General features: G+C 69.6%; 27 protein-coding genes and 1 tRNA gene. 15 read left to right on the top strand and 13 right to left on the bottom strand.

Annotated elements, in window-relative coordinates; all coding sequences use genetic code 11:
- Positions 1-241 precede the first annotated feature (241 nt).
- From ACZ4IF_RS09990 to ACZ4IF_RS09975, 4 genes are all read right to left on the bottom strand, one after another.
- A tRNA-Ser gene (locus ACZ4IF_RS09990) sits at positions 242-326 on the bottom strand.
- Between the two features lie 67 nt (positions 327-393).
- Positions 394-825 carry a tRNA adenosine(34) deaminase TadA gene (gene tadA / locus ACZ4IF_RS09985; RefSeq protein WP_359495016.1) on the bottom strand — a complete coding sequence of 144 codons (432 nt, stop codon included), beginning with the start codon at positions 823-825 and terminating at the stop codon, positions 394-396.
- A 70-nt stretch (positions 826-895) separates the two neighbouring features.
- Positions 896-1429 carry a tRNA adenosine deaminase-associated protein gene (locus ACZ4IF_RS09980; protein WP_467561765.1) on the bottom strand — a complete coding sequence of 178 codons (534 nt, stop codon included), beginning with the start codon at positions 1427-1429 and terminating at the stop codon, positions 896-898.
- Positions 1430-1689: 260 nt separating this feature from the next.
- Complete coding sequence (locus ACZ4IF_RS09975; RefSeq protein ID WP_095935326.1) at positions 1690-1872, bottom strand: hypothetical protein; 183 nt, start codon at positions 1870-1872, stop codon at positions 1690-1692.
- A gap of 138 nt (positions 1873-2010) precedes the next feature.
- Between ACZ4IF_RS09975 and upp the strand changes: the two genes are divergently transcribed.
- Positions 2011-2646 carry a uracil phosphoribosyltransferase gene (upp, locus tag ACZ4IF_RS09970; RefSeq protein ID WP_028804504.1) on the top strand — a complete coding sequence of 212 codons (636 nt, stop codon included), beginning with the start codon at positions 2011-2013 and terminating at the stop codon, positions 2644-2646.
- 54 nt (positions 2647-2700) lie between these two features.
- Here the strand turns inward: upp and ACZ4IF_RS09965 are convergent, their stop codons facing one another.
- Together ACZ4IF_RS09965 and ACZ4IF_RS09960 are read right to left on the bottom strand one after the other, a co-directional pair.
- Complete coding sequence (locus ACZ4IF_RS09965) at positions 2701-3345, bottom strand: LytR C-terminal domain-containing protein (RefSeq protein WP_095935325.1); 645 nt, start codon at positions 3343-3345, stop codon at positions 2701-2703.
- Positions 3346-3632: 287 nt separating this feature from the next.
- Positions 3633-3929 (bottom strand): type II toxin-antitoxin system VapB family antitoxin, encoded by a 297-nt coding sequence (locus ACZ4IF_RS09960; protein WP_003999914.1) that lies wholly within the window; start codon positions 3927-3929, stop codon positions 3633-3635.
- A gap of 105 nt (positions 3930-4034) precedes the next feature.
- On the opposite strand from ACZ4IF_RS09960, the gene ACZ4IF_RS09955 reads away from it, so the two are divergent.
- Positions 4035-5732 carry a helicase HerA-like domain-containing protein gene (locus ACZ4IF_RS09955; protein ID WP_467561268.1) on the top strand — a complete coding sequence of 566 codons (1698 nt, stop codon included), beginning with the start codon at positions 4035-4037 and terminating at the stop codon, positions 5730-5732.
- A gap of 36 nt (positions 5733-5768) precedes the next feature.
- On the opposite strand, the gene ACZ4IF_RS09950 is transcribed toward ACZ4IF_RS09955, so the two are convergent.
- The 3 genes from ACZ4IF_RS09950 to ACZ4IF_RS09940 form a co-directional block, all read right to left on the bottom strand.
- Positions 5769-5921 carry a hypothetical protein gene (locus ACZ4IF_RS09950; protein ID WP_179332488.1) on the bottom strand — a complete coding sequence of 51 codons (153 nt, stop codon included), beginning with the start codon at positions 5919-5921 and terminating at the stop codon, positions 5769-5771.
- A gap of 70 nt (positions 5922-5991) precedes the next feature.
- Positions 5992-6366 carry a hypothetical protein gene (locus tag ACZ4IF_RS09945; protein WP_467561266.1) on the bottom strand — a complete coding sequence of 125 codons (375 nt, stop codon included), beginning with the start codon at positions 6364-6366 and terminating at the stop codon, positions 5992-5994.
- A 388-nt stretch (positions 6367-6754) separates the two neighbouring features.
- Entirely contained in the window at positions 6755-7348 is a 594-nt protein-coding gene (locus tag ACZ4IF_RS09940) for an HhH-GPD-type base excision DNA repair protein (protein WP_467561264.1), read from the bottom strand.
- A 130-nt stretch (positions 7349-7478) separates the two neighbouring features.
- Here ACZ4IF_RS09940 and ACZ4IF_RS09935 point away from each other — a divergent pair, with 130 nt between their 5' ends.
- From ACZ4IF_RS09935 to ACZ4IF_RS09925, 3 genes are all read left to right on the top strand, one after another.
- Positions 7479-9614, top strand: coding sequence for a penicillin acylase family protein (locus ACZ4IF_RS09935; protein WP_467561262.1), 2136 nt, complete (start codon positions 7479-7481; stop codon positions 9612-9614).
- Positions 9607-10236: a GNAT family N-acetyltransferase gene (locus ACZ4IF_RS09930; protein ID WP_467561260.1), complete on the top strand. Its 630-nt coding sequence runs from the start codon at positions 9607-9609 to the stop codon at positions 10234-10236. The genes ACZ4IF_RS09935 and ACZ4IF_RS09930 overlap by 8 nt, the downstream gene beginning before the upstream one ends.
- 63 nt (positions 10237-10299) lie before the next feature.
- Complete coding sequence (locus ACZ4IF_RS09925) at positions 10300-12222, top strand: copper resistance CopC family protein (RefSeq protein ID WP_467561259.1); 1923 nt, start codon at positions 10300-10302, stop codon at positions 12220-12222.
- A 567-nt stretch (positions 12223-12789) separates the two neighbouring features.
- Here ACZ4IF_RS09925 and ACZ4IF_RS09920 read toward each other — a convergent pair.
- Positions 12790-13332: a DUF4231 domain-containing protein gene (locus ACZ4IF_RS09920; RefSeq protein ID WP_467561257.1), complete on the bottom strand. Its 543-nt coding sequence runs from the start codon at positions 13330-13332 to the stop codon at positions 12790-12792.
- A gap of 783 nt (positions 13333-14115) precedes the next feature.
- Here ACZ4IF_RS09920 and ACZ4IF_RS09915 point away from each other — a divergent pair.
- Positions 14116-15522 carry a hypothetical protein gene (locus ACZ4IF_RS09915; RefSeq protein WP_467561255.1) on the top strand — a complete coding sequence of 469 codons (1407 nt, stop codon included), beginning with the start codon at positions 14116-14118 and terminating at the stop codon, positions 15520-15522.
- Between the two features lie 91 nt (positions 15523-15613).
- Here the strand turns inward: ACZ4IF_RS09915 and ACZ4IF_RS09910 are convergent, their stop codons facing one another.
- Together ACZ4IF_RS09910 and ACZ4IF_RS09905 are read right to left on the bottom strand one after the other, a co-directional pair.
- Positions 15614-16264 (bottom strand): GNAT family N-acetyltransferase, encoded by a 651-nt coding sequence (locus ACZ4IF_RS09910; RefSeq protein ID WP_467561253.1) that lies wholly within the window; start codon positions 16262-16264, stop codon positions 15614-15616.
- Positions 16245-17003 carry a GntR family transcriptional regulator gene (locus tag ACZ4IF_RS09905; RefSeq protein ID WP_467561251.1) on the bottom strand — a complete coding sequence of 253 codons (759 nt, stop codon included), beginning with the start codon at positions 17001-17003 and terminating at the stop codon, positions 16245-16247. The genes ACZ4IF_RS09910 and ACZ4IF_RS09905 overlap by 20 nt, the downstream gene beginning before the upstream one ends.
- Positions 17004-17478: 475 nt before the next feature.
- Between ACZ4IF_RS09905 and ACZ4IF_RS09900 the strand changes: the two genes are divergently transcribed.
- The 9 genes from ACZ4IF_RS09900 to ACZ4IF_RS09860 all read left to right on the top strand — a co-directional run bounded on the left by ACZ4IF_RS09900 (position 17479) and on the right by ACZ4IF_RS09860 (position 24894).
- Positions 17479-17742 (top strand): DUF6284 family protein, encoded by a 264-nt coding sequence (locus ACZ4IF_RS09900; RefSeq protein ID WP_467561249.1) that lies wholly within the window; start codon positions 17479-17481, stop codon positions 17740-17742.
- On the top strand, positions 17739-18641 hold the full coding sequence (locus tag ACZ4IF_RS09895; protein ID WP_467561247.1) for a DUF2637 domain-containing protein: 903 nt from the start codon (positions 17739-17741) through the stop codon (positions 18639-18641). Before ACZ4IF_RS09900 ends, ACZ4IF_RS09895 begins: the two co-directional genes overlap by 4 nt.
- Positions 18641-19027 (top strand): RRQRL motif-containing zinc-binding protein, encoded by a 387-nt coding sequence (locus ACZ4IF_RS09890; RefSeq protein WP_467561245.1) that lies wholly within the window; start codon positions 18641-18643, stop codon positions 19025-19027. Before ACZ4IF_RS09895 ends, ACZ4IF_RS09890 begins: the two co-directional genes overlap by 1 nt.
- 29 nt (positions 19028-19056) lie before the next feature.
- The gene (locus ACZ4IF_RS09885) at positions 19057-19269 is read left to right on the top strand and encodes a hypothetical protein (RefSeq protein ID WP_467561243.1); all 213 of its coding nucleotides are present in this window, start codon (positions 19057-19059) and stop codon (positions 19267-19269) included.
- Positions 19270-19280: 11 nt separating this feature from the next.
- Positions 19281-19595: a hypothetical protein gene (locus ACZ4IF_RS09880; protein WP_467561241.1), complete on the top strand. Its 315-nt coding sequence runs from the start codon at positions 19281-19283 to the stop codon at positions 19593-19595.
- Positions 19596-19678: 83 nt separating this feature from the next.
- Positions 19679-21793, top strand: a complete 2115-nt coding sequence (locus ACZ4IF_RS09875; RefSeq protein ID WP_467561240.1) for an FtsK/SpoIIIE domain-containing protein — start codon at positions 19679-19681, stop codon at positions 21791-21793.
- Positions 21794-21997: 204 nt separating this feature from the next.
- A complete protein-coding gene (locus ACZ4IF_RS09870) occupies positions 21998-22462 on the top strand; it encodes a hypothetical protein (protein WP_467561238.1) in 465 nt (154 codons plus the stop codon).
- A gap of 88 nt (positions 22463-22550) precedes the next feature.
- Entirely contained in the window at positions 22551-23420 is an 870-nt protein-coding gene (locus ACZ4IF_RS09865) for a bifunctional DNA primase/polymerase (RefSeq protein ID WP_467561236.1), read from the top strand.
- Positions 23413-24894, top strand: coding sequence for an ATP-binding protein (locus tag ACZ4IF_RS09860; protein WP_467561234.1), 1482 nt, complete (start codon positions 23413-23415; stop codon positions 24892-24894). Before ACZ4IF_RS09865 ends, ACZ4IF_RS09860 begins: the two co-directional genes overlap by 8 nt.
- 244 nt (positions 24895-25138) lie before the next feature.
- Here the strand turns inward: ACZ4IF_RS09860 and ACZ4IF_RS09855 are convergent, their stop codons facing one another.
- Positions 25139-25372, bottom strand: a complete 234-nt coding sequence (locus ACZ4IF_RS09855) for a YozE family protein (protein WP_467561232.1) — start codon at positions 25370-25372, stop codon at positions 25139-25141.
- Positions 25373-25702 lie beyond the last annotated feature (330 nt).

The following is a 25702-nucleotide window of genomic DNA, read 5'->3' as shown; positions in this document are numbered from 1 at the left end:
GGGGAAGCGGCTTGTCCCCCCGATGCCGCTTCCCCCGTTCTCCTCGGGCGAGGGAAAAAGAGCCCCGGCGACTGAGCGGCGCCGGGGCTCTTCCCGTACGGACGGCCCGGGCGCGCGGACACGGCGGTGCGAGGGCGAGGGCACGACGGCCCGGGGCGTGACGGCCCGGCGTGCGCGGCCGGACGCCGAAGGGATGCGGGACGCACGAAGGGCCCCGTCTCTCGACGAGGCCCTTCTCAAGCGGTAGCGGAGGGATTTGAACCCTCGGTGACTTGCGCCACACTCGCTTTCGAGGCGAGCTCCTTCGGCCGCTCGGACACGCTACCGAGGGAGACCCTACCCCAAGGTGGGCCATGGTCTGAAATCCGTTTGAGGGGCCTCGGCGATCGGCGGTCAGCGGTCGCGGAAGAAGTCGGTGAGCAGCCGGGAGCACTCGTCCGCGAGGACGCCCTCGATCACCTCGGGGCGGTGGTTGAGCCGGCGGTCGCGCACGAGGTCCCAGAGGGAGCCGGCCGCGCCCGCCTTCTCGTCGCGGGCGCCGTACACGACCCGGTCCACCCGGGACTGCACGAGCGCGCCCGCGCACATCGTGCACGGTTCCAGGGTGACGACGAGCGTGCACCCGGACAGCCGCCACTCGCCGACCTCGGCGGCGGCACGGCGCAGCGCGAGGATCTCGGCGTGCGCCGTCGGGTCGTGGGTGACCTCGCGCTCGTTGTGTCCGGTCGCGAGCACCGTCGTACCGTCCGCGGACAGCACGACGGCGCCGACGGGAACGTCCCCGCCCCGGACGGCCCGGTGGGCCTCGTCCAGGGCGAGCCGCATCGCGGCCCGCCAGCGGTCGCGCACGGGATCGGGTCGGGGTGCCTGATGAGTGGTGCTCACCCGGGCGAACCTAGCGGACGGTCTCCAGGACCTCGGCCGCTCCCAGGGCGTCGGCGATCGTGCTGAGCGCGTCGCCTTCGTCCAGGGCGAGCAGTTCCTTCTCGCTCACTCCGAGGTCCGCGAGGATGTCGCGGTCCCCGACGGGGCTGTGCGACACGGCGTCGCCGGCCTCGGTCTCGTCGTCCCCGTCGTCGGAGGACTCGGGTTCGCCGTCCTCCGTGCCGTCGAGGTCGAGGGAGTCCAGGTCGGCGTCGTCGTCGCCGGGCTCCCGTCCTAGTAGTTCGTCCGTGAGCAGGATCTCGCCGTACGAGCTGCGAGACGCGGCGGCGGCGTCCGAGACGTAGATACGAGGGTCCTCCTCGCCGTCCACGCGGACGACGCCGAACCAGGCGTCCTCCTGCTCGATCAGCACGAGAACCGTGTCCTCGTCCGAGGCCTCACGGGCCAGGTCGGTCAGATCCGACAGGGTTTCCACATCGTCGAGCTCTGTGTCGCTCGCTTCCCACCCGTCTTCGGTGCGCGCGAGCAGTGCGGCGAAGTACACCGTGACTCTCCCACTGGTCATAGGCGTGCCGGTTGGGGGTCCCCCCGGCGGAGGCTGTGGGCGGGGCGTGCAGCTCCGAGCCCCACCCACTCGGAATCGTGGCAGAAACAGAGCGTTCAGGGGACGTCTTCGGCCTGCTGTGTCTGCCTCTTTTGATCGCTAACAGCGGATCGTACGCGGCCCTCGGTGTCGTGCGGGCACCTCTTCGCCCGGACACGAGGTCACACGGCGTGGGCGGGACGCCGGTTCGGAGCGGTCGGCTACCAGCGGAAGGTGCGCATGCGCATGGCGTGGCGCAGGCGTGCGGCCTTGGCGCGGCGCGGCTGGACACGGTCGCGCAACTCGCGTGCCTCGGCCAGGTCGCGGAGGAACTGGGCGCGCCGCCTCCTGCGCTCGGCGTCGGTCTCGGGCTGCTCGGCGGGCTCCTCGTCCCGGTTCCGCATGGACACACCACCCCAGGTCAGTCCCTCCCACTTTCCCTCCGGTGGGCGGTTTGATGCCGGCATCCGGGCGAACGTACGGGCGGGGCCTTGCCGGGCTGGGCAGTGGCGGGGTGCCGGACCCCGGCTACTGTTGTCGACATGCGTCTCCACGTCGTCGACCACCCCCTGGTCGCCCATAAGCTCACCACCCTGCGCGACCGGCGCACCGATTCCGCGACCTTCCGGCGGCTCGCCGACGAGCTGGTCACCCTGCTCGCCTACGAGGCCACCCGCGACGTGCGCACGGAGCAGGTCGACATCACGACCCCGGTCGCCTCGACCACGGGCGTCAAGCTCTCCTACCCGCGCCCGCTCGTCGTGCCGATCCTGCGGGCGGGCCTCGGCATGCTCGACGGCATGGTGCGGCTGCTGCCGACGGCCGAGGTGGGCTTCCTGGGCATGGTGCGCAACGAGGAGACGCTCCAGGCCTCCACGTACGCCACCCGTATGCCGGACGACCTGTCCGGCCGTCAGGTGTACGTCCTCGACCCGATGCTGGCCACCGGCGGCACGCTCGTCGCGGCGATCCAGGAGCTGATCAAGCGCGGTGCGGACGACGTCACCGCCGTGGTCCTGCTCGCCGCTCCCGAGGGCGTCGAGGTCATGGAGCGCGAGCTCGCGGGCACGCCGGTGACGGTCGTGACCGCGTCGGTCGACGAACGGCTCAACGAGCACGGCTACATCGTGCCGGGGCTGGGCGACGCGGGTGACCGGATGTACGGCGCCGCGGAGTAGGCAGCGGTTTCCCGGAGCCGCCGCGGGCCCTCGGGCCGGCGGCGGCTCCTCGCGTCAGCAGCTCTTCTTGGAGGCGGAGGGCGCCGGTGTCGGCTGGGCCAGGACGGCCAGGGCCTTGTCGGCGTCCGCCTTCTTCGTCAGCGACGTGAAGGCGGTACCGATGATGAGGTCGACCTCGGTGGCCTTCGCGCGTCCGTCGGTCTTCAGCTCGGCGCCGGAGAGCTGGGTGCCGAGGACGGGGAGCACGGTCGCGTAGGCGGCCTTCGAGCCGAGCAGCAGCCCGGGGCCCTTGACCTTCTTGTCGTACGCGGCCGTCGCGTTGCCCACGTCGCCGATCTTGAAGCCGCGCTTCTTCAGCTCGTCCGCGGTCTTCTTGGCGAGCCCGCTGCGGGGCGTGGCGTTGAGGACGTTCACGGTGATCCGGCCGGGCTCGGGCACGGCTCCGGCGGCGGCGGACGTCGTGGACGTCCGGGCGGCCGGGGACGCCTCGGCCGCGGCGCCGGTCTTCTTCGTGCAGCCCGCGGAACTCGCCGAGGCCTTGTCGCCGCCCGTGAAGACGTCGATGAGCTGCAGGGTCCCCCACCCGATCAGCCCGAGTGCGGTGACGGAGGCGACGACGAGGAAGGCGAGCCTGCGGCGCCCTCGGGGTCGGCGCATCCGCGGGTACTTGTCCCCCGTGATCCGGTACTGGCCGCCCATGCCAGGGGGAGTCAGCATGCTCATGGGCGCAGCGTAGTGCGCCCGGACCATGATGCCTACTAAACGATCATCATACGGAGCTCAGTCCAACCCAAAAGGGTCAATGTCGGGAGCGGCGCCAGGTCGACGCGGGGTTTCCCGCGGCCGTACGGGCGCATCCGAATCCGCGGCCGTGTCGCTCCGGGCGGCCGGAGCGGCCGGGGGATGCGGGCGGCCGGGGGATGAGGACGGCCGTCGGCTGCTGCGGTCCGCGGGGCGAGTCGCTCCCACCGGACCGGCCGGTCGCGTCAGTCGAGTTCGAGCACGCGCGCGTGGAGCACCTGGCGCTGCTGGAGTGCCGCGCGGACGGCGCGGTGCAGGCCGTCCTCCAGATACAGGTCGCCCTGCCATTTCACGACGTGCGCGAAGAGGTCGCCGTAGAAGGTGGAGTCCTCGGCGAGGAGGGTCTCCAGATCGAGCTGGCCCTTGGTCGTCACGAGCTGATCGAGGCGGACCGGGCGCGGCGCGACGTCCGCCCACTGCCGGGTGCTTTCCCGGCCGTGGTCGGGGTACGGCCGGCCGTTTCCGATGCGCTTGAAGATCACACGGAAAGCCTACCGGCCAAGAGCTTCCGGGCGCAGCCATGGCGACGGAGTGCGACGCTGGAAAAGGTGCCGTAAATCCATGCAAATGGGGAACAGGGGTCCGATATGAGTGACAGCGAGACCGTGCCCGCGGCCACCGGACCCCGGACGGATCCCGCCACGGCCGCTCCGACGACGGGCGGCGCCCCGGACGCCGCTCCCCGGACTGCGGGCACCACCCCCGAGGGACACCCGGAGACGACCGGTGGCGCACCCGCGCTCCCCGAGGAGGCCCTGAAGATCGCCTCGGGATACGCGTTCTCCGGTCCCGCTCTCGATCTGGGCGCCCTGATCTGGGACGGCCGGTGCCTGCCCGACGCGCAGATCCGCGTCCCGCTGCCGATGCTCAACCGGCACGGCCTCGTCGCGGGCGCCACCGGCACCGGCAAGACCAAGACCCTCCAGCTGATCGCGGAACAGCTGTCGGCCCAGGGCGTGCCCGTCTTCCTCGCCGACGTCAAGGGCGACGTCTCCGGCGTCTCGGCCCCCGGCCTGCCCGGCGCGAAGGTCCAGGAGCGTGCGGGCGAGGTCCACCAGGAGTGGGCGCCGGCCGGCTGTCCCGCCGAGTTCTACGCGCTCGGCGGCATGGGCCACGGCATCCCGCTGCGCGCCACGATCACCAGCTTCGGCCCGGTGCTGCTGTCCAAGGTGCTCCAGCTCAACCGGACGCAGGAGCAGTCGCTCGGCCTGATCTTCCACTACGCGGACCAGAAGGGCCTGGAGCTCGTCGACCTCAAGGATCTGCGCGCGGTCGTCGCCTTCCTGACGTCGGACGAGGGCAAGCAGGAGCTGAAGGGCATCGGCGGGTTGTCGACCGCGACCGCGGGAGTGATCCTCCGGTCCCTCACGGCGTTCGAGGCGCAGGGTATGAGCCCGTTCTTCGGGGAGCCCGAGTTCGACACGAGCGAGCTGCTGCGCACGGCGTCCGAGGGGCGCGGCGTCGTGTCCGTGCTCGAACTCCCCGCGGTCCAGGACAAGCCGCAGCTCTTCTCGACCTTCCTGATGTGGCTGCTCGCCGACCTCTTCCACGATCTGCCTGAGGTCGGCGACGCGGACAAGCCGAAGCTCGTCTTCTTCTTCGACGAGGCCCACCTGCTCTTCAACGACGCCTCGAAGGCCTTCCTGGACTCCATCACGCAGACCGTGCGCCTGATCCGTTCCAAGGGGGTCGGTGTGTTCTTCGTGACGCAGACTCCGAAGGACGTCCCCGGCGACGTCCTCGCCCAGCTCGGCAACCGCGTCCAGCACGCGCTGCGGGCGTTCACGCCGGACGACCAGAAGGCGCTGAAGGCCACCGTGAAGACCTTCCCGGACTCCGCGTACGACCTGGAGGAGGTCCTCACCGGTCTCGGTACCGGCGAGACGGTCGTCACCGTGCTCAGCGAGAAGGGCGCGCCGACGCCCGTGGCGGTGACCCGGCTGCGGGCGCCGCAGTCCCTGATGGGGCCGGTCGATGCGGGGACGCTGGACCAGGCGGTGCAGGGGTCGCCGCTGTACGGGCGGTACGCGCAGGCGGTGGACCGGGAGTCGGCGTACGAGAAGCTCACGGCGGCGCAGGCCGCGCAGGCGGCGGAGCGGGACACCGGCCGGGATGCGCCGCAGGCCGCGCGGTCCGCCGGCGGGCGGCGTCCGAAGGAGGAGGCCTCGGTCGTCGAACAGGTCGTCGGCAGCGGTCTGTTCAAGTCGCTGGCCCGGTCGGTGGGGACGCAGATCGGGCGCGAGATCACCCGGTCGATCTTCGGGACGGCCCGGCGCCGTAGGTAGGGCGGTCGCCCCGGGCAGGGGCGACCGCCGGCTCCGTCAGTCGCCGCCCTGTTCCTTCGGGGGTGTGTGCGGGGGTGGCCCGTCCGGCAGTTGGGCGTCCGGCTCGGTCCGGGGTTCCGGCTTCGGTGCGTTGCGTACGGCCTCCGCGCGCAGCAGGGCGCGCAGCACCGCGTAGGGGTCGCTGGGCATGGCTGTGTCCTGAGTCCTTCGTGTGTGTGCTTGTTCGCGCTGGTGGGCGACCGGTCGAGGGCCGGGACCGTCAGCAGCGCAGCACCACGCAGCGGAGGGACCGCAGGGCGGGGGAGTGCGAGGCGGGCGCGGGGGCCCGGACGAGGACGAGCCGGTGCTCCGGCTCCGGGAGTCCCGCGGCCACGGGTACGCGCAGCGGGGAGAGCGTGCCGTGGCCCTGGCGGACCGGCGGACGCAGGGCCGTGTCGAGTACGTCGTGCTCGGCGGCGCCGGATTCCGCGGTGATGCTGGGCGCGGAGGCGGCGAGGGCCTCGGGATGAGGGCCGGCCGCGAGCATCGCGACGACCAGCAGGACGAGGAGTCGTGCGCAGCGGCGGGCCCGAGTCCCTTCCCGCGCCCGCGCGCACCGGCGCAGCGGGTGCGGGGGGCGCGGGAAGGGACTCATGAGAGGTCATGTCCCCCTCGGACCCCGTCGCCGCACCGGTCCGGGCGGCAGATCCGCCCTGTTGGCGTACCTGAGGGTCCCCGCGGCCGCCGTCTCTCCGCATCCGGGCTGCGGACCCGCACGCCCGGGACGCCCGGGATCGGGGTGCGGACGGCAGCGGGTCGGCCCGGGTGCCGAGGGCATCCTGGGGCCACCGGCGGCCCGGCCACGGCGGCCCGGCCCGCAAGGCCGGGTTCAGCTGCCGGGGACCACACGGTCCGGCTCAGCTGCCGGGGCCGTGAGCCGGGCTCAGCCGGCAGGGCCACGCGGTCGGGTCCGGCGCCGGGGGCCGTGAAGCGGGCTCAGCTGCCAGGGGCCGCGCGGTCGGGCCCGGGGGCACAGGGCCTGCTCAGTTGCCGGAGGCCTTCGCGGCCTTGGCGGCGGCCTTCATCTCCTGCTTGTGCGCGCGCACCCTGGCGAGCGACTCGGGTCCGGTGATGTCGGCCACGGAGCGGTAGGACTTCGCTTCGCCGTAGGCGCCGGCGGCCTCGCGCCAGCCCTTGGGGCGCACCCCGAGCTGCTTCCCGAGGAGGGCGAGGAAGATCTGCGCCTTCTGGGGCCCGTAGCCGGGGAGGTCCTTGAGGCGCCGGAGCAGTTCGTCCCCGGTGGCGACGTCCTTCCACAGCGCCGTGGGGTCGCCGTCGTAGTGCTCCACGAGGTACTGGCACAGCTGCTGGATGCGCTTGGCCATGGAGCCGGGGTACCGGTGCACGGCGGGCTTGGCGGACAGCAGCGCGGTGAACTCCTCCGGGCCGTACGCGGCGATCTCGTGCGCGTCGAGGTCGTCCGCCCCCATCCGCCGGGCGATGGTGTACGGCCCCGCGAAGGCCCACTCCATGGGCACCTGCTGGTCCAGCAGCATGCCGACGAGGGCGGCGAGCGGGCTGCGGCCGAGGAGTTCGTCGGCCTCGGGTTGCTGGGCGAGGTGAAGGGTGACGTCCATGGACCGATGATCCCGCGTACGCGGTGGCGCCGCGCGGTCGTGGCCCGGTGCACGGACTCCTCACCCCGCACGTACGCTCCCGGAGCGAGTGAGTAAGGTTAGCCTAACCTGAGGAAAGTGGGGATGGTACGTGACCGTCGAGATCCGTCGTGACGCCTGGGGCATCCCCCATCTGCGCGCCACCGGCGTGCGAGAACTCGCCCATGCGCAGGGCCGCGTCACCGCCGTGGACCGGGCCTGGCAGCTGGAGGTCGAACGCCACCGCTCGCAGGGCACCTCGGCCGCGTTCCTCGGCGCCGAGGCCGTCGCATGGGACCGCCTCGCCCGGCAGGCCCGCCTCGACGACACCGCGCGACGCTGCTTCGCGGCCCTGGAGAAGAACGACCCGGAGACCGCCGACTGGATCCGCGCGTACGTCGACGGGGTCAACGAAGGGCTCACCGAAGGGGCCCGCAGGGCACCGGAGTTCACCGCGACGGGGCTCGCCCCCGGCCGCTGGGAACCGTGGAGCCCGCTCGGCGTCTGGCTGGGGACGCACATCCTGTTCGCAGGATTCCCCGCGAAACTGTGGCGCGAGCACGTCGTACGGCGGCTGGGCGCCGACGCGGTCGCCCTGTTCGCCACGGACGGGCCCGGCACGTCCGGGAGCAACGGGTGGCTGGTGAGCGGCGCACGCACGGTCACCGGGCACGCGGTCATCGCCGGTGACCCCCACCGCTTCATCGAGGCCCCGGGCGTCTACCAGCAGATCCATCTGGCCTGCCCCGAGTTCGACGTCGTCGGTCTCGCCGTCCCCGGTGTGCCCGGCATCGCCCACTTCGGCCACACCGGAACGGTCGCCTGGGCCATCACGAACGCGATGGCCGACTACCAGGACCTGTACCGCGAACGTCTGCGCCGGGCGCCCGGCGGTCCGGCCGACGGGGGTGCGGAGTCCGGCACCGGTCCCCGCGGGACCGTCGAGGCGCTGGGCCCGGACGGCGCGTGGCGGGCCGTGGCACGGCACGTGGAGACCGTCGAGGTGGCCGGCGGCGAGCCCGTCGAGGTCGAGGTGATCGAGACGGAGCGTGGGCCCGTGGTCGTGGGCGGGATCGGCGCGGAGGAGACCATCAGCCTGCGCTGCCCGTCCCGGGTCACGGAGGACCTCGGCTTCGGCGCGCTCCTCCCCCTGCTGCGCGCCCGCCGGGTCGCGGACGTGGACCGGGCGTTCGAGCGGTGGGCCGAGCCCGTGAACGTCGTACAGGCCGCCGACACCGAGGGCGGTCTTCTGCACCGGGTCGCGGGACGCGTCCCGGTCCGCGGTGAGGGCAACCGCACACGGGTCGTGCCCGCCTGGGAGGCCGGACACGAGTGGCACGGCTGGCACGAGATGCCGTACGGCCCGGTCGAGGACGGCCTCGCCGTGATGGCGAACCAGCGCGGCCCGGCCACCCCGCTGGGCGTGGAGTTCGCCCCGCCGCACCGCGCCCGTCGCATCCGGCAGCTCCTCGACGGGGCACGGACATGGTCCGCACCGGACATGCCCGCCGTGCACATGGACACCCGTCTCGCCTCCGCCGCGGCCCTGTTGGACCGCCTGCCCGGCCTCGGGGAGAACCTCGGCGCCGACGCGGCCGCGCTGCGCGAGCGGCTCCTGGGCTGGGACCGGCACATGGACGCCGGCAGCGCCGACGCGGCGGCCTTCGCGGCGCTGCGTGACGCGGTCGTACGGCGCCTCGCCGCGCACCCCGCGCTGGCCGTCCTCGCCGACCCGCCCGCGTACCCGGAGGTCTTCCTCCCCTGGCTCGCCCTCACCCCGCGTGTCGGCTTCGCCCTCGAAAACCTGCTGCGGGCACCGGAGTTGTACGGCATCGACCGCGACGCCGTGGTCCGCGAGGCCCTGGAGGAGGTGGCCGCCCGGCGGACGTCCCGCATCTGGGGGGACACCCACCGGCTCGCGCCCTGGCGTGCCGTCCCCGGTACCCCGTACGACGAGCCGGGGCTCTCCGGGGACCACGACTGCGTGCTGTGCACGTCGGCGGTGCCCGGCGTCACCGACCTGAGCGCCCGGGGCCCCGCCGCCCGGTACGTGTGGGACCTCGCCGACCGGGACGACAGCCTCTGGGTGGTGCCGTTCGGCGCCGACGGTGTGCCCGGCTCGGACCACCACCGCGACCAGCTCCCCCTGTGGGCCGCGGGAGAACTCGCCCGCGTGTGCACGGACTGGGACCGGCTCGCGGCGGACGGCGGCGCGCCCCTGCAGAACACGGAGGACCACGATGACTGACCGGTACGGCGACGACCGCGAGCCCGTGCACGAGCAACTGGTCGACGGCTTCGGCACGCTGCGGGTCCTGCGCCTCGACCCGCGCGCCGACCTCGACGTCGTCCACCACTGGGTCACGCACGAGCGGGCCGTCCACTGGGGGATGAACGGGCTCACCGAGGAGCAGGTCCTGGAGACCTATCTGCACCTGGACTCCCTCGACACCCATCACGCCTTCCTCATGGTCAAGGACGGTGTTCCGGCGGCCCTCTTCCAGACCTACGAACCCGAGGCTGACCGCGTCAGCGAGTGCTACGAGGTGCGGCCCGGCGACATCGGCGTCCACCTGCTGATCGGGCCCGCGGGACCCGGCGGCGGCCGACCGGGCTGGTCGGCCGCCCTGCTGGACGCGTTCACGACGTACGCGCTGATCGGCCTCGACCGGCAGCGGATCGTGGTCGAACCCGACGCCCGCAACACCAAGGCGATCGCCCGCCTGACCCGGCAGGGCTTCGTCCCCGCCGGAGAGATCGTGCTTCCCGAAATCGACCTCCCCGAGGTCTACTTGCCGGAGAAACGCGCCCGACTCGCCTTCCTGACACGGGCGGCGGCCTTCGGAGAGGGTTCCCCGGCGCCGCGGTGAGCACCGCACCGCGCGCGTCCGTATCTGTCCGAGAGCCTGTGAACGCGGATACGGAGACGGCGTGTGAGCGGACAGCGAGACCGGCGGCGGCACCTCGTCCGGGGCCTGGCGCTGCTGGGCGGCGTCCTGTTGCTGGTCCTCTTCGGCGGCGTGGGCGGCGCGTCCGCGCACGCAGCGCTGACCGGCACCGACCCGCGCGACGGCAGCGTCCTGAAGACGGCGCCCCGTCAGCTGACCCTGACGTTCAGCGAGTCCGTCGGTCTGCTCGACGACTCCTTCCGCGTGCTCAGCCCCGACAACCGGCGCCTGCACACGGGCAGGACCGGGCACGCGGACGGACGGTCCGACACCGCCCGGGTGACCCTGCCGCGCGGCCTGGGCACCGGCACGTTCACCGTGGTCTGGCGGGTGGTCTCCGCCGACAGCCACCCCGTCTCCGGCGCCTTCACCTTCTCCGTCGGCAATCCCTCCGAGACCGCCGCCGCGCTGCCGCCCACCGAGAACCCCGCCTCCAAGACCCTCTACGACATCGCCCGCTACGCCGCGTACACCGGCCTGGCCCTGCTCATCGGCGCGACGGCCTTCACGCTGGGGTGCGGCTACCCGGGCGACGTACGGCGCCTGCTGCTGACCGGCTGGTGGACCCTGCTGACGGCCACGCTGGCGCTGCTCCTGCTGCGCGGCCCGTACGAACGCGGCACCGGCCCGGCCGCCGCCCTCGACCCGGACGTGCTGCGCGCGACGCTCACCGGCCGACCCGGTGTGGCGCTGGTGGTCCGGCTGGTGCTGCTCGGCGCGGCGGCCTTCCTCCCCGTCCGAGCGGTCCTGCGCGGCGCCGCGGCGGACGCCCCGGACCCCGGTGACGCCGGGGACGCGGGGCCGGGCGGCGCACGGCCTCCCGCGCCGGGATCCGCGCCCGGACGGGAACGGGCCGTCGTCGTCCTCGGCGGGCTGCTCACCCTCGGCCTCGCCGTCACCTGGGCCGTCGCCGAACACGCGTCCGCCGGCATCCAGGTGCCCGCCGCGATGGTGTCCTCCGTGCTGCACCTGCTCGCCATGGCCGTGTGGCTCGGTGGACTGACCGCCCTGCTCCTCGCGCTCCACCGGCCCGCCGAGCACCTCCCCCGGGCCGTCGTCGCCCGCTTCTCCCGGCTCGCCCTCGCCTCGGTCGCGGTCCTCGCCGCGACCGGCCTCTACCAGTCGTGGCGCGGCCTCGGCTCCTGGGACGCCCTGACGTCGACGTCGTACGGCCGTCTCCTCGTCGTGAAGCTGGGCGCGGTCCTGCTCCTGCTGGCGGGAGCGGCGTACTCGCGGCGGTGGACGCGACGGTGGGCGCTCGCGGCCGGCCAGGAGACGGCGGCGGGGCAGCGCGTCTCCACCGGGGCGAAGGCCACGGTCCCGGCCGCCCGGGTGCCGGAGCCGGTCGGCGGCCCGCCCCTCACGGACGCCACGACCGTCCCGGACGCCCCGGACGGGACCGACGCCGGCGACCGGACGGCCGAGTACCGCCGCGGACTGCGGCGCTCGGTCCTCGCCGAGGTCACCGTCGCCGTCCTCGTCCTGGTGGTCACGACCGTGCTGACGGGCACGCAGCCGGGCCGGGCGGCCACCGAGACGGCGGCCGCGACCGTCGCCGCGGACCGCCCGACGTCGTCCACGACCCTCGTGCCCTTCGACGTCGGCACGCCGGGCGGGCACGGCAAGGTGCAGATCGAGATGAGTCCCGCCGGGGTCGGCGAGAACACGGTGCAGGCCGTCGTCCTCGGCCCCGACGGAGGCATCTCGACCGTCCCCGAGCTGCGCCTCACCTTCACCCTCGCCGCGCAGAAGGTCGGCCCCATCGACGCGGAACTCACCGACAAGGGCGGCTACTGGGGAACCGACGGTGTCACCCTCCCGATCGCCGGCACCTGGACGATGAAGGTCACCGTGCGCACCACCGACATCGACCAGGTCACGGTCGAGAAGTCCGTGAAGATCGGCTGAGCCGCGCGAAGGTGTGACACGCCTCACGGGGACGGCCGACATCGAGGAGCCCCGACGGCGTGCGGCCGTGTGTGCCGGAGTCCGTCGCGACGGTGCTGGTCACCGCCACGCCCGCCCGACTCGGCAGAGCCGCTCGTCCCGTGCAGTGCGTCCGCCCTGTCCGCCGCCATCACCGCGGACAACGTCGAAGGGCCCCACCTTGCGGTGGGGCCCTTCGACAACGTGCCCGGTGAGGCACTGGCGGAGGATACGAGATTCGAACTCGTGAGGGGTTGCCCCCAACACGCTTTCCAACTGTGCGCGCGGCCGTCCGGGGGCGTTCGCTGGGGGTTCGCTTGGGAGGTCAGACGGGGTGCTCGTACGTCCATGAACGGTGGTGGTCGTGGGTGCACTGGACAAAGACCAGGACAACGAGCCGACCGACACTTGCTTTAGGAGCGAGGTCGGGCGGCTGCTGGCGCGACCTGCGGGTTCTCTGCCTTCAGCGATGTCCGGCTGCTGTGCCTGGGCGTACCACGATTCCCCTTGAGCCCCCGCCTGTTCTGGCACATGAGTGGCACGCCCGGTCTACTGAAGCTCTCGTCGGGCACCTGGGATGCCGGGTGGCGTCTGAACGTCGGCGCTTACCTGGCCGCCCAAGGTCATCACGTTGAGGGTCGCAGAGTTCTCGTTGGCGATCGCGCTCTCTACACGGGCCACCAAGGTCGTAAAGGCTTCATTCTCCGAGAGCCCTGAGTAGGGTCCTACCTTGGTCTCGAAGTAGATCCGTTCATGCCCAAGGAGTTGTTCGGTCGACCTGTAGTTCTTCCACTGCTCGCGGTAGCGGTACACGCTCTCCAAGGAGACGGAGCCGACAACGATCAAGCTCAGCACCGTGGCCGTGAGTTTCGCGAATGACAGGTCGAGGTTGACTAACACGGGGACCAAGGCTCCTCCGACGACGGATATCGTCCTCATCCGGAGATGCATCGCTTTGGTCTTGACAGCCTTCTTGTCGTACCACTTCTGGTACTGAGTCAGCCTCCCCTCCACGTAGTCCTGCGCCGCAACCACGGGGCGCAGGACGGCGGGGTGAGCTTCGAGTGACTGCCCGTCATCCGTTCCTGACATGCGTGGAAGTACAACGGTTGGCGGATGAAGCAGTCAACCCGGAGCGCCAGGTTGGAAGGTCGCGTAACTGCATCTGCGCTGAGCTGGCTAAGGGGTGACCTGCGGGTTCCCGTGGGTCACCCCGCGGTTCCCTGCCGTGCCCCCGTGCGGGCACGGCAGAGGCACGCCCGTTGGCGCGGTTAGGAGTAGCAGCAACACGACTGCGAGTCCCGTTAGGGACTGGCAGCCGGGGCCTGATGAGCTGGGGAAGTCCGTACCGGCTAGGAGCGCAGCGGTTTTCAAGACCGCCTAGCTGGCGCGGCGCAGATCGCCTTCGACCTGCTGTTTCCTCGACGACGTGTGCTTGACAGAGGCTGGCCTGGCCACAGGATGGCCGCGAGGTTGGCCATCAGGTCAGCCCCCACCCGGGCGACTCCCGTGCAGGAGGATCCGCATCCACGCGGTGAGTCGATGAATCAAGGACTCCGCGCGCTGAAGCCCGTGAGCCCCAAAGAACGGGAGCAGTAGCACGGAGGGGAGCACCGCAGCAGTGAGAAGCAGCAAGGGGATGATTCCGATGATCAAGAGGAATACCCTCTGCGTGCTTCGAACGTGCGCGATCACGTAGGCCAGGTTGTCCATGCGGGTTTGAGGCTCCTCAATGCGAGACAGTTTGTCGTTGCCGAGAGCTTGAGCGGGAGACAGGGGGTTGCGGTACGCCGCAACGCTTGCCACCTTCTTGACACGCACTCACTCAGCCGGGGGGGCTAACGAATGTCTGAAGTCGCCAGGTCAGGACGCCGCTTGAGCGAATTCGAGTTGAGCCACGTTCCGGAAGTTGCTGCGCTCGCAACGGCGTTGACAACCCTGTTCAACGGACTTGAGATCCCTCAGCAGCGGTACGCCGCACGCGTGATCATGGACAAGAGCACCGTGTCCCGCTATCTGAACGGTCGGCGCGTGGCTACGCAGGACTTCGTCGATCGCCTGCTCTCCGAACTGGAGCGCCACAGAAGGAGTCCGATCACAGAAGAAACTCGGACACGCATTCGGAAACTCCGCTTGTCGGCCCTTCGGGCCACAGATCCACAAGCCTTCGAACTTGAGGATCTGCGAGACAAGATCGATAGCTCGCAGCGCATAATCCGGCAGTATCAACGACAACAAGAGGCGCTGGAATTACTTCTCGACCAGAAGGAAGCGGCTGCCCACGATGCAAGTAAGCAATTGGAGCAGTTGCGTACCGACTGGGTGGCCGAACGGATTCAAAGCGAAGCTTCGCTTCTTGAGCTAACTGGCCAGAACATGCGGCAAGAGGACGAGCGGGAGAAACTACGAGAAGAGATAGACCAGCTAAAAATCCAACTCGCCCAAATCTCCGACTTGCGACACAAGGCGGAAGAGCGATGTGTCGACCTTGAGGAGAAGCTAGCGCGAGCAGAGATAATATTGGCAGAAGAAATGGAGAGCACGCGAGAGTATAATTACCCATTCACTCCGAAGGAAGTGGCCACTCAAGTAGCTGCCTGCTATAAGGAACAACGCTTCAATGATGCTGCTCGAATTCTATCTATAGCCGCCGCGCACTTCTCAGACGAGGATATCGTCTCGCTCTGGAAGCAAGTTACGCAGCTTCGCAGAAGATCCCTGGATTCAGTTCGGCTGCTAGACGATGCTATCCGTTTCGCATCCATGGAAGAAGCGGCGAAAATTTCCGAGGCAGTCCTGAGGGAAAACTCGGGCGACCGTTGGACCAATTTGACAGAACTATTGGCAACCAGTATCGCCAACTCCAAGTCAACTGCCGATCTGATGAGGCTACACGCGCGTTGGGGAAATGGCGGTCCAGTTTACGGGATCCTCAGATTCACCCTCGTATATTGGAGCGAAAGCGCGTCACCTCGGGACGTTTTCAAGTTCCTGCAACTTCTCCGATCGGAAGGCGATACAACAATCGTTGTTCGCATCTTGCACGCGTACGGAACAAGAGGACTGGAAGACGTCGTAGCACTGGCTGGAATGCATATCGCGACGAACCAAAAAGAGGATGCCCAGCTTCTCGCGAAGCGCTGGTACAGCGGGGTGCCCGGCTGGCAGGCCAGCGCTAGAAGGACGGAATGGCGAGAGAGGGCGATGCTTCTACCGAATGGACCTGCGGTTGCCTCAATGTTTTCAGACAGATGGTTCAGGTTCAATGCGGTGCAAACCTAGCGGCGCTTCATAGAGGGGCTCAAAACGGGATCTCACCCCGCCCGACGCGTGACCACTGGGGAAACCGCAGGGCGGGGTGAAATATGAAAGCCTAAGACGGAGCTGCGTCACTCTTGCCGGCCTCCCGACTCCTTTGAAGCGGCATTTCAAGGCTCGTGACTGCATCCCCACGCTCTCCTACGCGCGGAGTGACAGGCAGAAGGTCGTCAGGCATGACAAGCTCACCTGCGGGCCGCTGCGCGAGCCACCCCGAACGTCTGTGGGGTGGTTCCTCAGTGCGGACATGCTCGAAGCCCAACCGCTCGTAGAAGGAGTGCAGCCCCGAGTTCGTGCGCCAGGTGTCAATGCGCACCCATGTTCGTCCTTCCAGCGCTGCGAGGCGGGACATCCAGTCGATAACCCGCGTACCAAGCTGCCGGCCGGACGCTTGCCGGGCGACGATCAGCTTGTACAGGTAGAGAGCTGTTTCAGGGTGGTCGGCGTCCGTCCAGAAATCTCGGTCGACTGGGCCGCGACTGACGGTGGCCAGCACCTGATCGTGCTCGCCAACGACGACCCACGCACGCCCTTCATCTATGCTGGCGCGCCATTTTGCGATGGCTCGTTCCCCAGTTTCTGGGTCGCTCCACTGGTCCGTGCCTTTGTTGCGTAGCCATCCCTCTGCTTCCGTTCGCAGAGCCAATAGGGCAGGTACATCCTCCGCCGCTGCAGGGCGGAGGTATTCAGTCCGTGCTGACTTCATAGAGGATCTTGTGCCTGTCTCCGGGGAGGATGGTAACCATGCAGCGCAGGGGGCGATTGTCCTCGTCGTAGCCCGTTCGGGTGTGTTCTGCGACGGGTGTCGCCGCAGGGAGGACAAGTAGCGCAGCCTCTTCGCGAGTCGGCATGCGTACAGCGATTTCGTCCACGTACTTGGCTTGCACGAGCCCCACAGAGGCCAGGATGCCGCCGGGCGCTGAGACGTCTCGGGGCTCCATCAAAGGCGTGCCGGTTACGAGTTCCTGAGGAAAGTACGAGTCGGCGAGCGCGTAAGGCCGATTGTCTATGAACCGGACGCGCTTGCGCGCCACAGCCAAACCATCTGCGGGGAGTTCGAGGCGCTCGCGCACGTGAGGCGGAGGCTCGACGATCGACACCGTGATGTCTTGGCGGGGGGCGTTCCCATTCTCCGCGATCACACTCGCCCACTGGTCGCCGGCGGTTCGCCCTTCGACGGCGTTGGCGTGGCGACTCCGACTCTCCAGCGTTGTCCAGTTCCACACGACAGGCGGGTAGTCCTCACGGACGTACTTTCCCTGGCCCTGTCCGGTTACGACGAGTCCTTCTTCCACCAGGAGACGAACTCCAGCGCGGACGGTCTCGCGGCTGTAGCCGTACTGGTTCATCATCTTCGACTCGCTGGGGAGTGCCTCACCCCCCGCTAGCGCGCCGGACAGGATCTGTTCGCGCAGGTCAAAGGCAATTTCCTGCGACTTCGTCATGCCGCGTCGAACCACGTAGGCATCCCCTCTCCTCCGACTCCTCCGTACAAGCTAGACCAGAGGGCTTGACTCTCCAAGCCCGACTCGTGCAGTCTCTTGCCAAGGCACTCCTCCAGACAAGTCGGATGAGGTGTCACGTACAGCACTGCCGTACAGGTGCGCCCAGAGGAAAGCCCGCAGGGGTCAGTACGAAGGAAGCGTCCGTTGCTTGAAAACTCAACAGTGCGCTTGAGGGAGACCGCCTCACCTCTGCAAGCAAGAGGGCGGCGTGCGCGGGTTCTGGTCCCGCGTATGAGTACAGCGCGACTCGACCCCTCCGCAGCTCAACGCTGCGGGCCGGTTGCCTCCGCTGCTCGTCTCGCACGAGCAGCGCTGAGGGGAGCCGGATGTTCCGACTTCAACGGCGCGCGCCCCCGGAGCGGCAACTCCGGGGGCGCTGTTCGGGCCGTTCACCTGACAAGGGAGAACACGACCCATGAGCCCCATCGTGACTGTTCAGGAAGCTGTTACCGCGTTCGCCGACTGGATCGAACCGACGGACGCGGAGCTGGACGCCATCGATCGGGAGATGCCCGCGATCGCGGCTGACATCGACCTGTTGGACGCACAGATCATCACCCTTGACCGCACCCCCACCGAGCTGGACCAGCGCCGCATCCGCCGCGCCCACCGCCGCGTGCTCACCGCCCGCCGCGAGCTGGCCAACCAGTCCACCGGACGGGCCGGCGGTGCCGCATGAACCTGCACCGCAAAGGACGCGCGGCCCTCGTGCTGGCCCTGGTCGCCGTGGTCGCCATGGCGTTCCGCGTCTCATGGAACGCCCTGCGCGACATCGCCAACGCGGTCGGCGCAGACGACACGGCCGCGACGCTCTACCCGTTCGTGGTCGACGGCCTGATGGCCCTCGCCCTGATCGCCACTCTCGTGCTCGCGGGGCGGGATCGGACGTTTGCGCTGCGGGTGCTGGGCACCTACACGCTCGCCTCGCTGGTCCTCAACTACGTGCACGGCCTCGTGCCCAAGCTGCACGATGCTCAACTCGACTGGACGCGGCTCGCTGATTGGGACCCGGCGAATTGGGCCCTGGTTCTGCTGGCGACGTCGCTTCCGGTCGGGTCGATCTACTTCGGCTCCGACCTCGTGGCGAAGGTGCTCCACTACCGTCCCGACCCGATCTCGGCGCCGGACGCAAATGCGGAGGAATCTACCGAGACTATCAGTAATCGGTCTATGGCTGACCTGCCGGTATCGACCTCTCAGCCCGTGGTCACGATGACGCGGTTGGTCGTGCCGGATCCGGTCGCGGTCGACGCGGGCAAGTCGATTCCGCCCGTCAAGCCGATCCCGACCACGGCCCCGGCCCCGGTCGCTTCGATCGACCGGGGATCGGTGGCGGCAGAGTCGCCGCGTCCGCGTGGGGCGACCGGTCGGGTGCCCGACGCGGCCCGATCACCGCGGCCGAAGCGCACCCCCGATCAGTTGCTCGATGAGGCGCGTACCGCGACCGCCGATTGGCCGCTGGCCGATCTGACGGCAGAGGGCATCCGCCGCACGATCCACACCTCGCCCGCGAACGCCCGCATGCTGCGGGACACGCTTCGTGCGGAGCGCGCGACTGCGTCCGGGGCGACGGCCTGATGTCCGGCACCTTAGGCACCTGCTACGACCCGGACGGCGCGATACACGGCATCCCCACCTACCCGTGGCATCTGGCCCCCGATGGGCTCGCGACACGTCGCCAGCTGCGCGCGCGGGGGTTGCGCCCCGGAGGTCAGGAGATTGCCGCGCAGCTCATGCGGGTCAACCGGCGTCGCGGCAACGTCCGCGTCGCCTACCTGTACCGCATCGACGACGCGAAGCCCGTGCGTCCGATGACGTCGCGGAAGTGGGGTGCGCTCGCGCTGGCGATGCTCGCGCGGCGCACCTGCCCGCTCTGCCAGCTCGATGTCGGCTACTGCATCCCTCCATCGCTCGGCATGTGCGGCCTCTGCCACGCCAACGACGCCGACCAGCACACCGCCTGAACTCACCCCACACACCCTGGAGTTCCGCTGTGACCAGCACGAATACCACTCTGCTCACCTACGCGTGGGACGCGTGGGTGAGCGTGCCCGGCAAGGGTCGCGCGTTCGCGCACGGCACCGTCACCGTCCCCGCCGATTTCTGCTGGACGCGCGTTCAGCGCGAGGTGGGCGCATGGCTTGGCGCGCAGGGCGCGACCGGTCGGCTCGCCGACATCCATCTCCAGCTCACCCCGCAGGCCTGAAGGGATTGACCATGGGCAAGCCCGACACCCGCCGCATCGACCGCGCGATCCGCGAGACGAACCGCAAGCTCGAAGCGGTCCGCCGGGGCGAGCTGTGGCCGCTCACCGGCTCCGAGCGCCGCCAGATGCTCGCCGCGCTCGCGGGCGGCACCTACCGAATCGCCCGAGGCAAGAGCACCGCCCGCGCAGACAGCCGGGTCGACTCCGTCTCCACTGGCGCGGAGACGCGGCTCATCGCGGAGATCACCGCGTTGCAGATCGAGCGGCAGCGGTTGGTGACCGAGGCAGCGCAGGCCAAGGCCGCGAAGAAGTCCCGTTGGTGGTGACGCGCCCGTCCGGCGCCCCGTCCCGCGCAGCGCTTTCCCCTCACCTTCACCCCGATCCGGGGCAGTCAGGAGTGTCCTTCACCATGAGTGAGAACGTCGTTCACCTGCACAAGAGCACCGAATCGACCGAGCCCGCCACCGTGACCGCGTTGACCGTGGTCCCCGACCCCGCACCGGCCGCGCCCGTTCCGTTGTGGGTGCGCTCCGGACGCGCGGTCAAGACCGTGGTCACCCACGACACCACGAAGACCACCGTGCGTGCCGTCGCCCGGCACACCCTGTACGTCGCCGGCGGGGCGAGGATCGCAGCGAAGCGGACGTGGGACGGGCGGACCGCTTCCCGCTATGAGCGGATGCTCCGCGCGGCGGAAGCCGCCGGGAACTACGAGGTCGCCGCGGAGTGGGAGGAGCGCGGGCAGCACTTCCGCGAGGCACGCCACCGCCGCCGCATGGACCTGCTGCACTCCCCGATCGACGCCGCCAAGGGCGTGGCAGTCACCGCAGGCATGGGCGTCGGTTCGCTGGTCGCGCTCGGGGTCGTCATGGCGATAGCGACCAAGGACGTCTCTGACGTGGTCACGCCGCTGATGGCGGTGGTCGACTTCATCAACCTGCTGATCACCATCGTTCAGGTGGTGTGGGGACCGACCCTCACGATCGGCCCGTTCCTCGCCCTGCTCGCCCTGTGGGCCATCGGCAAGCGGCAGCAGGCCGCACCCGCGTGGGCGCTCCCCGACAACGTTCGCAACGACGAGGGTGAGCCGATCACCCCGTCGATCGTGGTCAAGGCACTGCGCGACCTCGGAGTACCGGCGCTGCGCAACGCCATCAAGGAGATGGGCGACGCCGGGGCGTCGATGCTCGGTCCGATCCGGATCGCTGGATGCGGTGTCGAGGTCGACGTCACCCTGCCTTCCGGGGTGTCGACGATCGAGGTGCAGAACCGGCGCCGCAAGCTCGCGGAGAACCTGACCCGGCACGAGCACGAGGTGTTCATCACGATCCCGCAGGCCGCGCGCACGGTCCGGCTGTGGGTGGCCGACTCGGGGGCGCTCGATGAGCCGATCGGCCCGTCCCCGCTGGTCACCGACGAGACACTGACCGCCGACTACGCCAAGGGCCGCGCCCCCTGGGGGCAGGACCTGCGCGGAGATGCCGCCGCGCTGTCCCTGTATCAGCGCCACCTACTCATCACGGGCCTGTCGAACCAGGGAAAGACCGTCGCCCTGCGCTCCCTCGCACTGTGGCTCGCACTGGACAAGTCGGTCCAGTTCCTCATGGGCGACCTCAAAGGTGTGGGCGACTGGGCCATGTTCGACGGCCTCGCCACCACCCTGATCCAGGGCCCGACGGATGAGCACGTGATTCAGGTGACCGAGATGGTCGAAGGCGCCGTTGCCGAGATGAACCGCCGCCTGATGGCCCCGCCCGGAACGCAGTTCCCCGCGCTGATCGTGCTGGTCGACGAGGCGCAGGTCGCGTTCATGTGCCCGCTCAAGGACAAGGAGGGCCGCTTCTACGGCGGCTCCAAGGCCACGTCCCGGTACTTCATGGCCGTCCGGAAGATCCACAACCAGGGCCGCGCGGTGAACGTGCTGATGTGGCAGGGCACGCAGGACCCCACCGACCAGAACCTTCCCAAGCTGGTCCGCGAGGGCGCCCACACCCGCGCATCGCTCGCCCTCGGCACCGAATCGCAGGCTCGCATGGCGCTCGGTGACAAGGCCGTTGACGGTGGCGCCGCTCCGAACCTGCTGCGTCCGGGCCTGGACCAGGGCACCCTCGTGGTCGCGTCGTCCGGCATCGACATCCCCAAGGGCCAGTCGTCCATCACCGTGCGCACGCACTACGTCGACGACGACGCAGCCGAAGCCATCACCGACCGCGCCAAGGCCCTGCGCGACGGGGTCACCACCCTCACCGTGATCGAGCGCGGGGAAGAGCGTGACCCGCTCGCCGACATCGCCTCCGTCGTCGGGGACACGTCGCGGGTGCGCACGAAGGATGTCCTCAAGCGGCTCGCCACGCTGAACGAGGCCGCCTACGGCGGCTGGTCGTTCCTGGACCTCAAGCGCGTCCTGGACGACGCCGGCGCGGAGCCCCACAAGTCCGACGGCGTCATGGTCGTCAGCCGCGACCGCGTCACCCGCGCGCTCGCCAACCGCGACAACGAGGGTTCCGCTTCCGCCGACGGATGACAGGGAGCCGACCCCCGACGGGTCAGGGAGGCAGGGAGAACTCCCTGAACCCCTCCCTGCCCCACCTCCCTGCCCCTGAGCTGCACGAATGATCCATCAGGGAGTCAGGGAGGCACCCCAGGTCAGACCCCGAAAACCCCCTCCACAGCCCACCTCCAAGGGTGTGCCTCCGCCTCCCTGACCGAGCACCGGAAGGGATTCCGCATGTACCCCGAACACCCCACCAGCCACCGCGCCGATGCGGCCGTCGAAGTCCAACGACCCACCCCGATACAGCCCGCCGTTAGGACGCCGGCGCCCCTCATCCCCATGCAGCCGGGCGCCATCCCGGCGGTCGCGAGCGTCGTCCTGCCCGACGGGCGAGTCGTCACCGGCTACGCCATCAACCCCGCCCAGCCCGAACCCCTCACGGCCAAGCCCGCCGTATCGCGTACGGCGGTGAACATCGCGCTCGGGGGCGTGGGGTTCGGGGCGGTGTGCGGCGGGCTGCTGCTCCTGACGACGTTCGTCGCCGCACTCACGGCGCTCATCACGCAACTGATCACCCTCGCCGCCGTGATCTTCGGCGGATGGATCGCCGTGCAGATCTTCAGTGCTGGTGGCTCCAAGAGCGGCACGACGGTCAACATCCGCAAGGCCGTGATTAAGCGCAACCACTTCCACGGCTAGCTACGCCAAGGGCGGCCCCCGCATCTCGCCAAAGAACGGGGCCGCCCTTGCTGTCCAGCAACTCATCAAGGAACTGGAGACATCCAGCATGACGCAACCGACCGACAGTCGGGGAGAGCACGTGCGTGCCGCTCTCTCCCTGGCAGCTTCAGGGGTGCCCGTACTGCCGTTACGAGCGGGGAAGGTGCCGTTCGGGAACTGCCCGACCTGCGCCAAGAACGCATGCGGTGGCCGGCCGAACATGAAGACCCCGGGTCCCTGCGCCTGCCCGCACCCGTGCCACGGCTGGGCCGCCGCCACCACTGACCCCCGCGCGATCAACTCGCCGAAATGGGCGCGGGCGTGGCGGGAAGCGGCGGGCGTGGCCTACCACCCCGGCGGCGCCGGCCTCACGGTTGTGGACCTCGACAACGCGGAAGCCATCGCGTGGGCCCGCGCGAGCCTGCCCACCACGCGGACCGTGCCGACGACTCGCGGTGAGCACTGGATCTACCGGGGCGCCATGCAGTCTGCCAACGCGGTCCGGCCCGGTGTCGACGTCAAGTCCCTTATGGCATACGCCCGTTGGCTCGGAACCGGTATGGGCGGTATGGCCGTTCTCCCGGACGCTGTGCGCGCCCTGGCAGTAAAGGAGCCGTCCACGGCTCGCAGGGCGCCACAGGCGCTCTCAGTGCCCCTGGGTGGCCAGCGGGAGAAGTGTCCGCACCGCACGCCGGCCTACCTCGAACGCGGCATTGCCATGGCGGAGCAGCGCATCACCGGGGCCCGCGAGGCGGTGCACGCCACCGTCTACCGCACCTTCCTCGCGGTGCTGTCCATGCACGGCCGGTGCGGCTGCCTCACCAAGGCGCACACCGCGCGGCTGTTCACCGCCGCGCAGGCCAAGGGCGAATCGTCCCGGCACTGCGCGGACGCGTGGACCAACGCCCTGACCACGTTGGGACTGAGCCATGTCTGAGGACGAGAAGAATCCAGCCCGCGAGGTCATCGCGGATTACGCGCAGGCCCACTTTCGGTACTTCCGTACCGCGGACGGGACCGTGTATGCGCAGCGCAACGGCCATCCGGTGGCACGCCCGATGCGCTCGCAGGGCACGACGGGCAGCCACCGCCAAGAACTCATCGTCGGCATGTACCGGGACGGGATCGGCGTGTTCAACGGGACCGCGCTCAAGGAGGCGTTGGACTTGATCGAAGCACTCGCGCTGTACGAGGACACGCACGCCGTGAACATCCGCGTGGCCCCGGGCTTCGACGGGGCGACGTGGCTGGACCTGGGGCGCGATGACGGGCAGTCCGTCCGCATCCACCCCAGCGGCTGGGACATCCTCACCCCCGACCCGCGGGAGGTGTGTTGGCGGCGCACGCAGCTCACCGGAGAACTCCCGCTGCCTGCCAAGGACACCGACGGCAAGGGCATCGACCTGCTGATGCGGCTGTGCAACTTCGCCAACGCCGAAACCGAGTGCCTGGCCATCGCATGGCTCATCGGCTGCCTCGGCCCGTCCGTGCCGGTCCCGGCGCCGTTCCTCACCGGACCGCAGGGAGCGGGCAAGTCCACCGGGGGCCGGATGCTCACCAGGATCATCGAGGGCATGAGCGGCGACCTGCGCAGGGCACCGAAGGACGAAGAAAACCTGATCGCGGCCGTGGCCGCAGGATGGATCACCGCCCTGGACAACCTCTCCCACATGACGCCGGACCTCTCCGACGCGATGTGCTGCATCGTCACCGGAGCCGAGAGCGTCAAGCGCGCTCTGTTCACCGACGGGGACGTGTTTCGCGTCGGCTACCGGCGGCCCCTCCTCCTGACCGGGATCGACGTGGGCGTTATCCGCCCCGACCTCGCGGAACGGCTCCTGCCCCTGCGGTTGGAACGCCCCCGCGTCCGGCGCACCGAGGCCGAACTGTGGGCGGACTACGCGGAAGTGCTACCCGTGGTCCTCGGCTCGCTCCTGGACCTCACGGTCAAGGTACGCGCCGTGGAGGCGGAGACGCCCACCGACCTGCGGATGGCGGACTTCGCTCATCTGTGTGCGCAGTTCGACGCGGCGACCGGACTCGGGGCTCTGCCCGCGTACCGGGCCAGTCTGGACGATCTGAACGACGACGTGATCGAGGGCGATCTCCTCGCACAGACCGTCCTCCGGCACGCCGAGACCATCGAGCCGGAGGGCGCGCAGCAGATGACGTCCACCGAGTGGTTGTCATGCCTCAGCCTCCTCTACAGCGGCGACGAATGCCGTCCCCTGCCCAAGGGGTGGCCGACCACCGGCAAAGTCCTCTCTGACCGCCTCAAGCGCCTCCAACCGACGCTGGCCGCCCGGGACGTCCTCATCGACTCGGGCCGCACCAAGACGGGCCGCTACCTCGAAATGACCCGCACGGTCGCCCTGGCCCTGCCTCCGCATGAGCAGACGCGGGCGTTCTGACCCGCGATCCGCACGCTCAAGCGAACAGCAAGAGGAGCACGGCCTACTCCTTCTTGCCCTGGGTTTCGACCGCCCGTATTTTGGCCCTGATCAGCGGGGCGCGCACCGCAACTGACCCGCGTCTAGTCGGTTGTTGGTGGTCGTTGTCTGTCGTTGCTTGTTGACCTCGAAGGTTCCAGTCAGGTTCCGGGCTCTGGCGCGCCCATGATCTACGGCGGATGAAGCCATCCGCGTTCCTGACCGCTCAGGTATCTGTCTGAGCAGCCCGGTATGCCTCGTACTGAGTCCAGGCACGTTCGAGCGTCTCGATAGCTGCGCCAATGGCGCCGCACTCTTCGAGATAGTCAAGCTGGCCCTGTCTTCCCTTGTGTGAGGGCCAGTCGGGGTCAGTGGAGACGTCCCGCGCGAGATCCCCAATGGCATTGCGCTGATCAGCATGGGTCTTCAACCATGTGGTGAAGCTCATCGGCTTAGGCATGTCAGCATCCTTCCGCCGCCGCGTCCGGGCTTACCCACGGGCCTGGTCCGCTTGTCGCTTGTCTTGTCGCTTGTCGGCTCGCAGGTCAGAGCCTATATCGGGTTAACCCCGCAGTGCGGCCCCGTCTTGTCACGACAAGCGACAAGGGCTAATCGGGCGGGATGGCGCCGGGAGGGACGGTGCTCCTCTTGCTGTTCGGCGGGACGCCGCCCCAAGGGGCGCGCCGCGCAGCGGCTCCTTCTTCGATCTGTAAGGCCGTGCCTACTACAGGCAACCCCTTCTTTGTCCTAAGTAGGAAGACGCTGCGTCACCTGCGTCACCCGGGCCGGA

The organism is Streptomyces sp. NPDC025784 (assembly GCF_055558435.1).
The sequence above is the reverse complement of the archived record's forward strand: the minus strand, read 5'-3'. Positions and strand labels throughout refer to the sequence as shown.

Excerpts from the sequence above, each read along its gene's own strand:
- ACZ4IF_RS09875 (WP_467561240.1), top strand. The coding sequence starts at position 19,679 with ATGAGTGAGAACGTCGTTCACCTGCACAAGAGCACCGAATCGACCGAG.
- ACZ4IF_RS09870 (WP_467561238.1), top strand. The coding sequence starts at position 21,998 with ATGTACCCCGAACACCCCACCAGCCACCGCGCCGATGCGGCCGTCGAA.
- ACZ4IF_RS09900 (WP_467561249.1), top strand. The coding sequence starts at position 17,479 with ATGAGCCCCATCGTGACTGTTCAGGAAGCTGTTACCGCGTTCGCCGAC.
- ACZ4IF_RS09865 (WP_467561236.1), top strand. The coding sequence starts at position 22,551 with ATGACGCAACCGACCGACAGTCGGGGAGAGCACGTGCGTGCCGCTCTC.
- ACZ4IF_RS09950 (WP_179332488.1), bottom strand. The coding sequence starts at position 5,921 with ATGCCCAGCGACCCCTACGCGGTGCTGCGCGCCCTGCTGCGCGCGGAG.
- ACZ4IF_RS09955 (WP_467561268.1), top strand. The coding sequence starts at position 4,035 with ATGAGTGACAGCGAGACCGTGCCCGCGGCCACCGGACCCCGGACGGAT.
- ACZ4IF_RS09860 (WP_467561234.1), top strand. The coding sequence starts at position 23,413 with ATGTCTGAGGACGAGAAGAATCCAGCCCGCGAGGTCATCGCGGATTAC.
- ACZ4IF_RS09890 (WP_467561245.1), top strand. The coding sequence starts at position 18,641 with ATGTCCGGCACCTTAGGCACCTGCTACGACCCGGACGGCGCGATACAC.
- ACZ4IF_RS09975 (WP_095935326.1), bottom strand. The coding sequence starts at position 1,872 with ATGCGGAACCGGGACGAGGAGCCCGCCGAGCAGCCCGAGACCGACGCC.
- ACZ4IF_RS09895 (WP_467561247.1), top strand. The coding sequence starts at position 17,739 with ATGAACCTGCACCGCAAAGGACGCGCGGCCCTCGTGCTGGCCCTGGTC.
- ACZ4IF_RS09940 (WP_467561264.1), bottom strand. The coding sequence starts at position 7,348 with ATGGACGTCACCCTTCACCTCGCCCAGCAACCCGAGGCCGACGAACTC.
- tadA (WP_359495016.1), bottom strand. The coding sequence starts at position 825 with ATGCGGCTCGCCCTGGACGAGGCCCACCGGGCCGTCCGGGGCGGGGAC.
- ACZ4IF_RS09855 (WP_467561232.1), bottom strand. The coding sequence starts at position 25,372 with ATGCCTAAGCCGATGAGCTTCACCACATGGTTGAAGACCCATGCTGAT.
- ACZ4IF_RS09965 (WP_095935325.1), bottom strand. The coding sequence starts at position 3,345 with ATGGGCGGCCAGTACCGGATCACGGGGGACAAGTACCCGCGGATGCGC.
- ACZ4IF_RS09920 (WP_467561257.1), bottom strand. The coding sequence starts at position 13,332 with ATGTCAGGAACGGATGACGGGCAGTCACTCGAAGCTCACCCCGCCGTC.
- upp (WP_028804504.1), top strand. The coding sequence starts at position 2,011 with ATGCGTCTCCACGTCGTCGACCACCCCCTGGTCGCCCATAAGCTCACC.
- ACZ4IF_RS09910 (WP_467561253.1), bottom strand. The coding sequence starts at position 16,264 with ATGAAGTCAGCACGGACTGAATACCTCCGCCCTGCAGCGGCGGAGGAT.
- ACZ4IF_RS09945 (WP_467561266.1), bottom strand. The coding sequence starts at position 6,366 with ATGAGTCCCTTCCCGCGCCCCCCGCACCCGCTGCGCCGGTGCGCGCGG.
- ACZ4IF_RS09880 (WP_467561241.1), top strand. The coding sequence starts at position 19,281 with ATGGGCAAGCCCGACACCCGCCGCATCGACCGCGCGATCCGCGAGACG.
- ACZ4IF_RS09905 (WP_467561251.1), bottom strand. The coding sequence starts at position 17,003 with ATGACGAAGTCGCAGGAAATTGCCTTTGACCTGCGCGAACAGATCCTG.
- ACZ4IF_RS09930 (WP_467561260.1), top strand. The coding sequence starts at position 9,607 with ATGACTGACCGGTACGGCGACGACCGCGAGCCCGTGCACGAGCAACTG.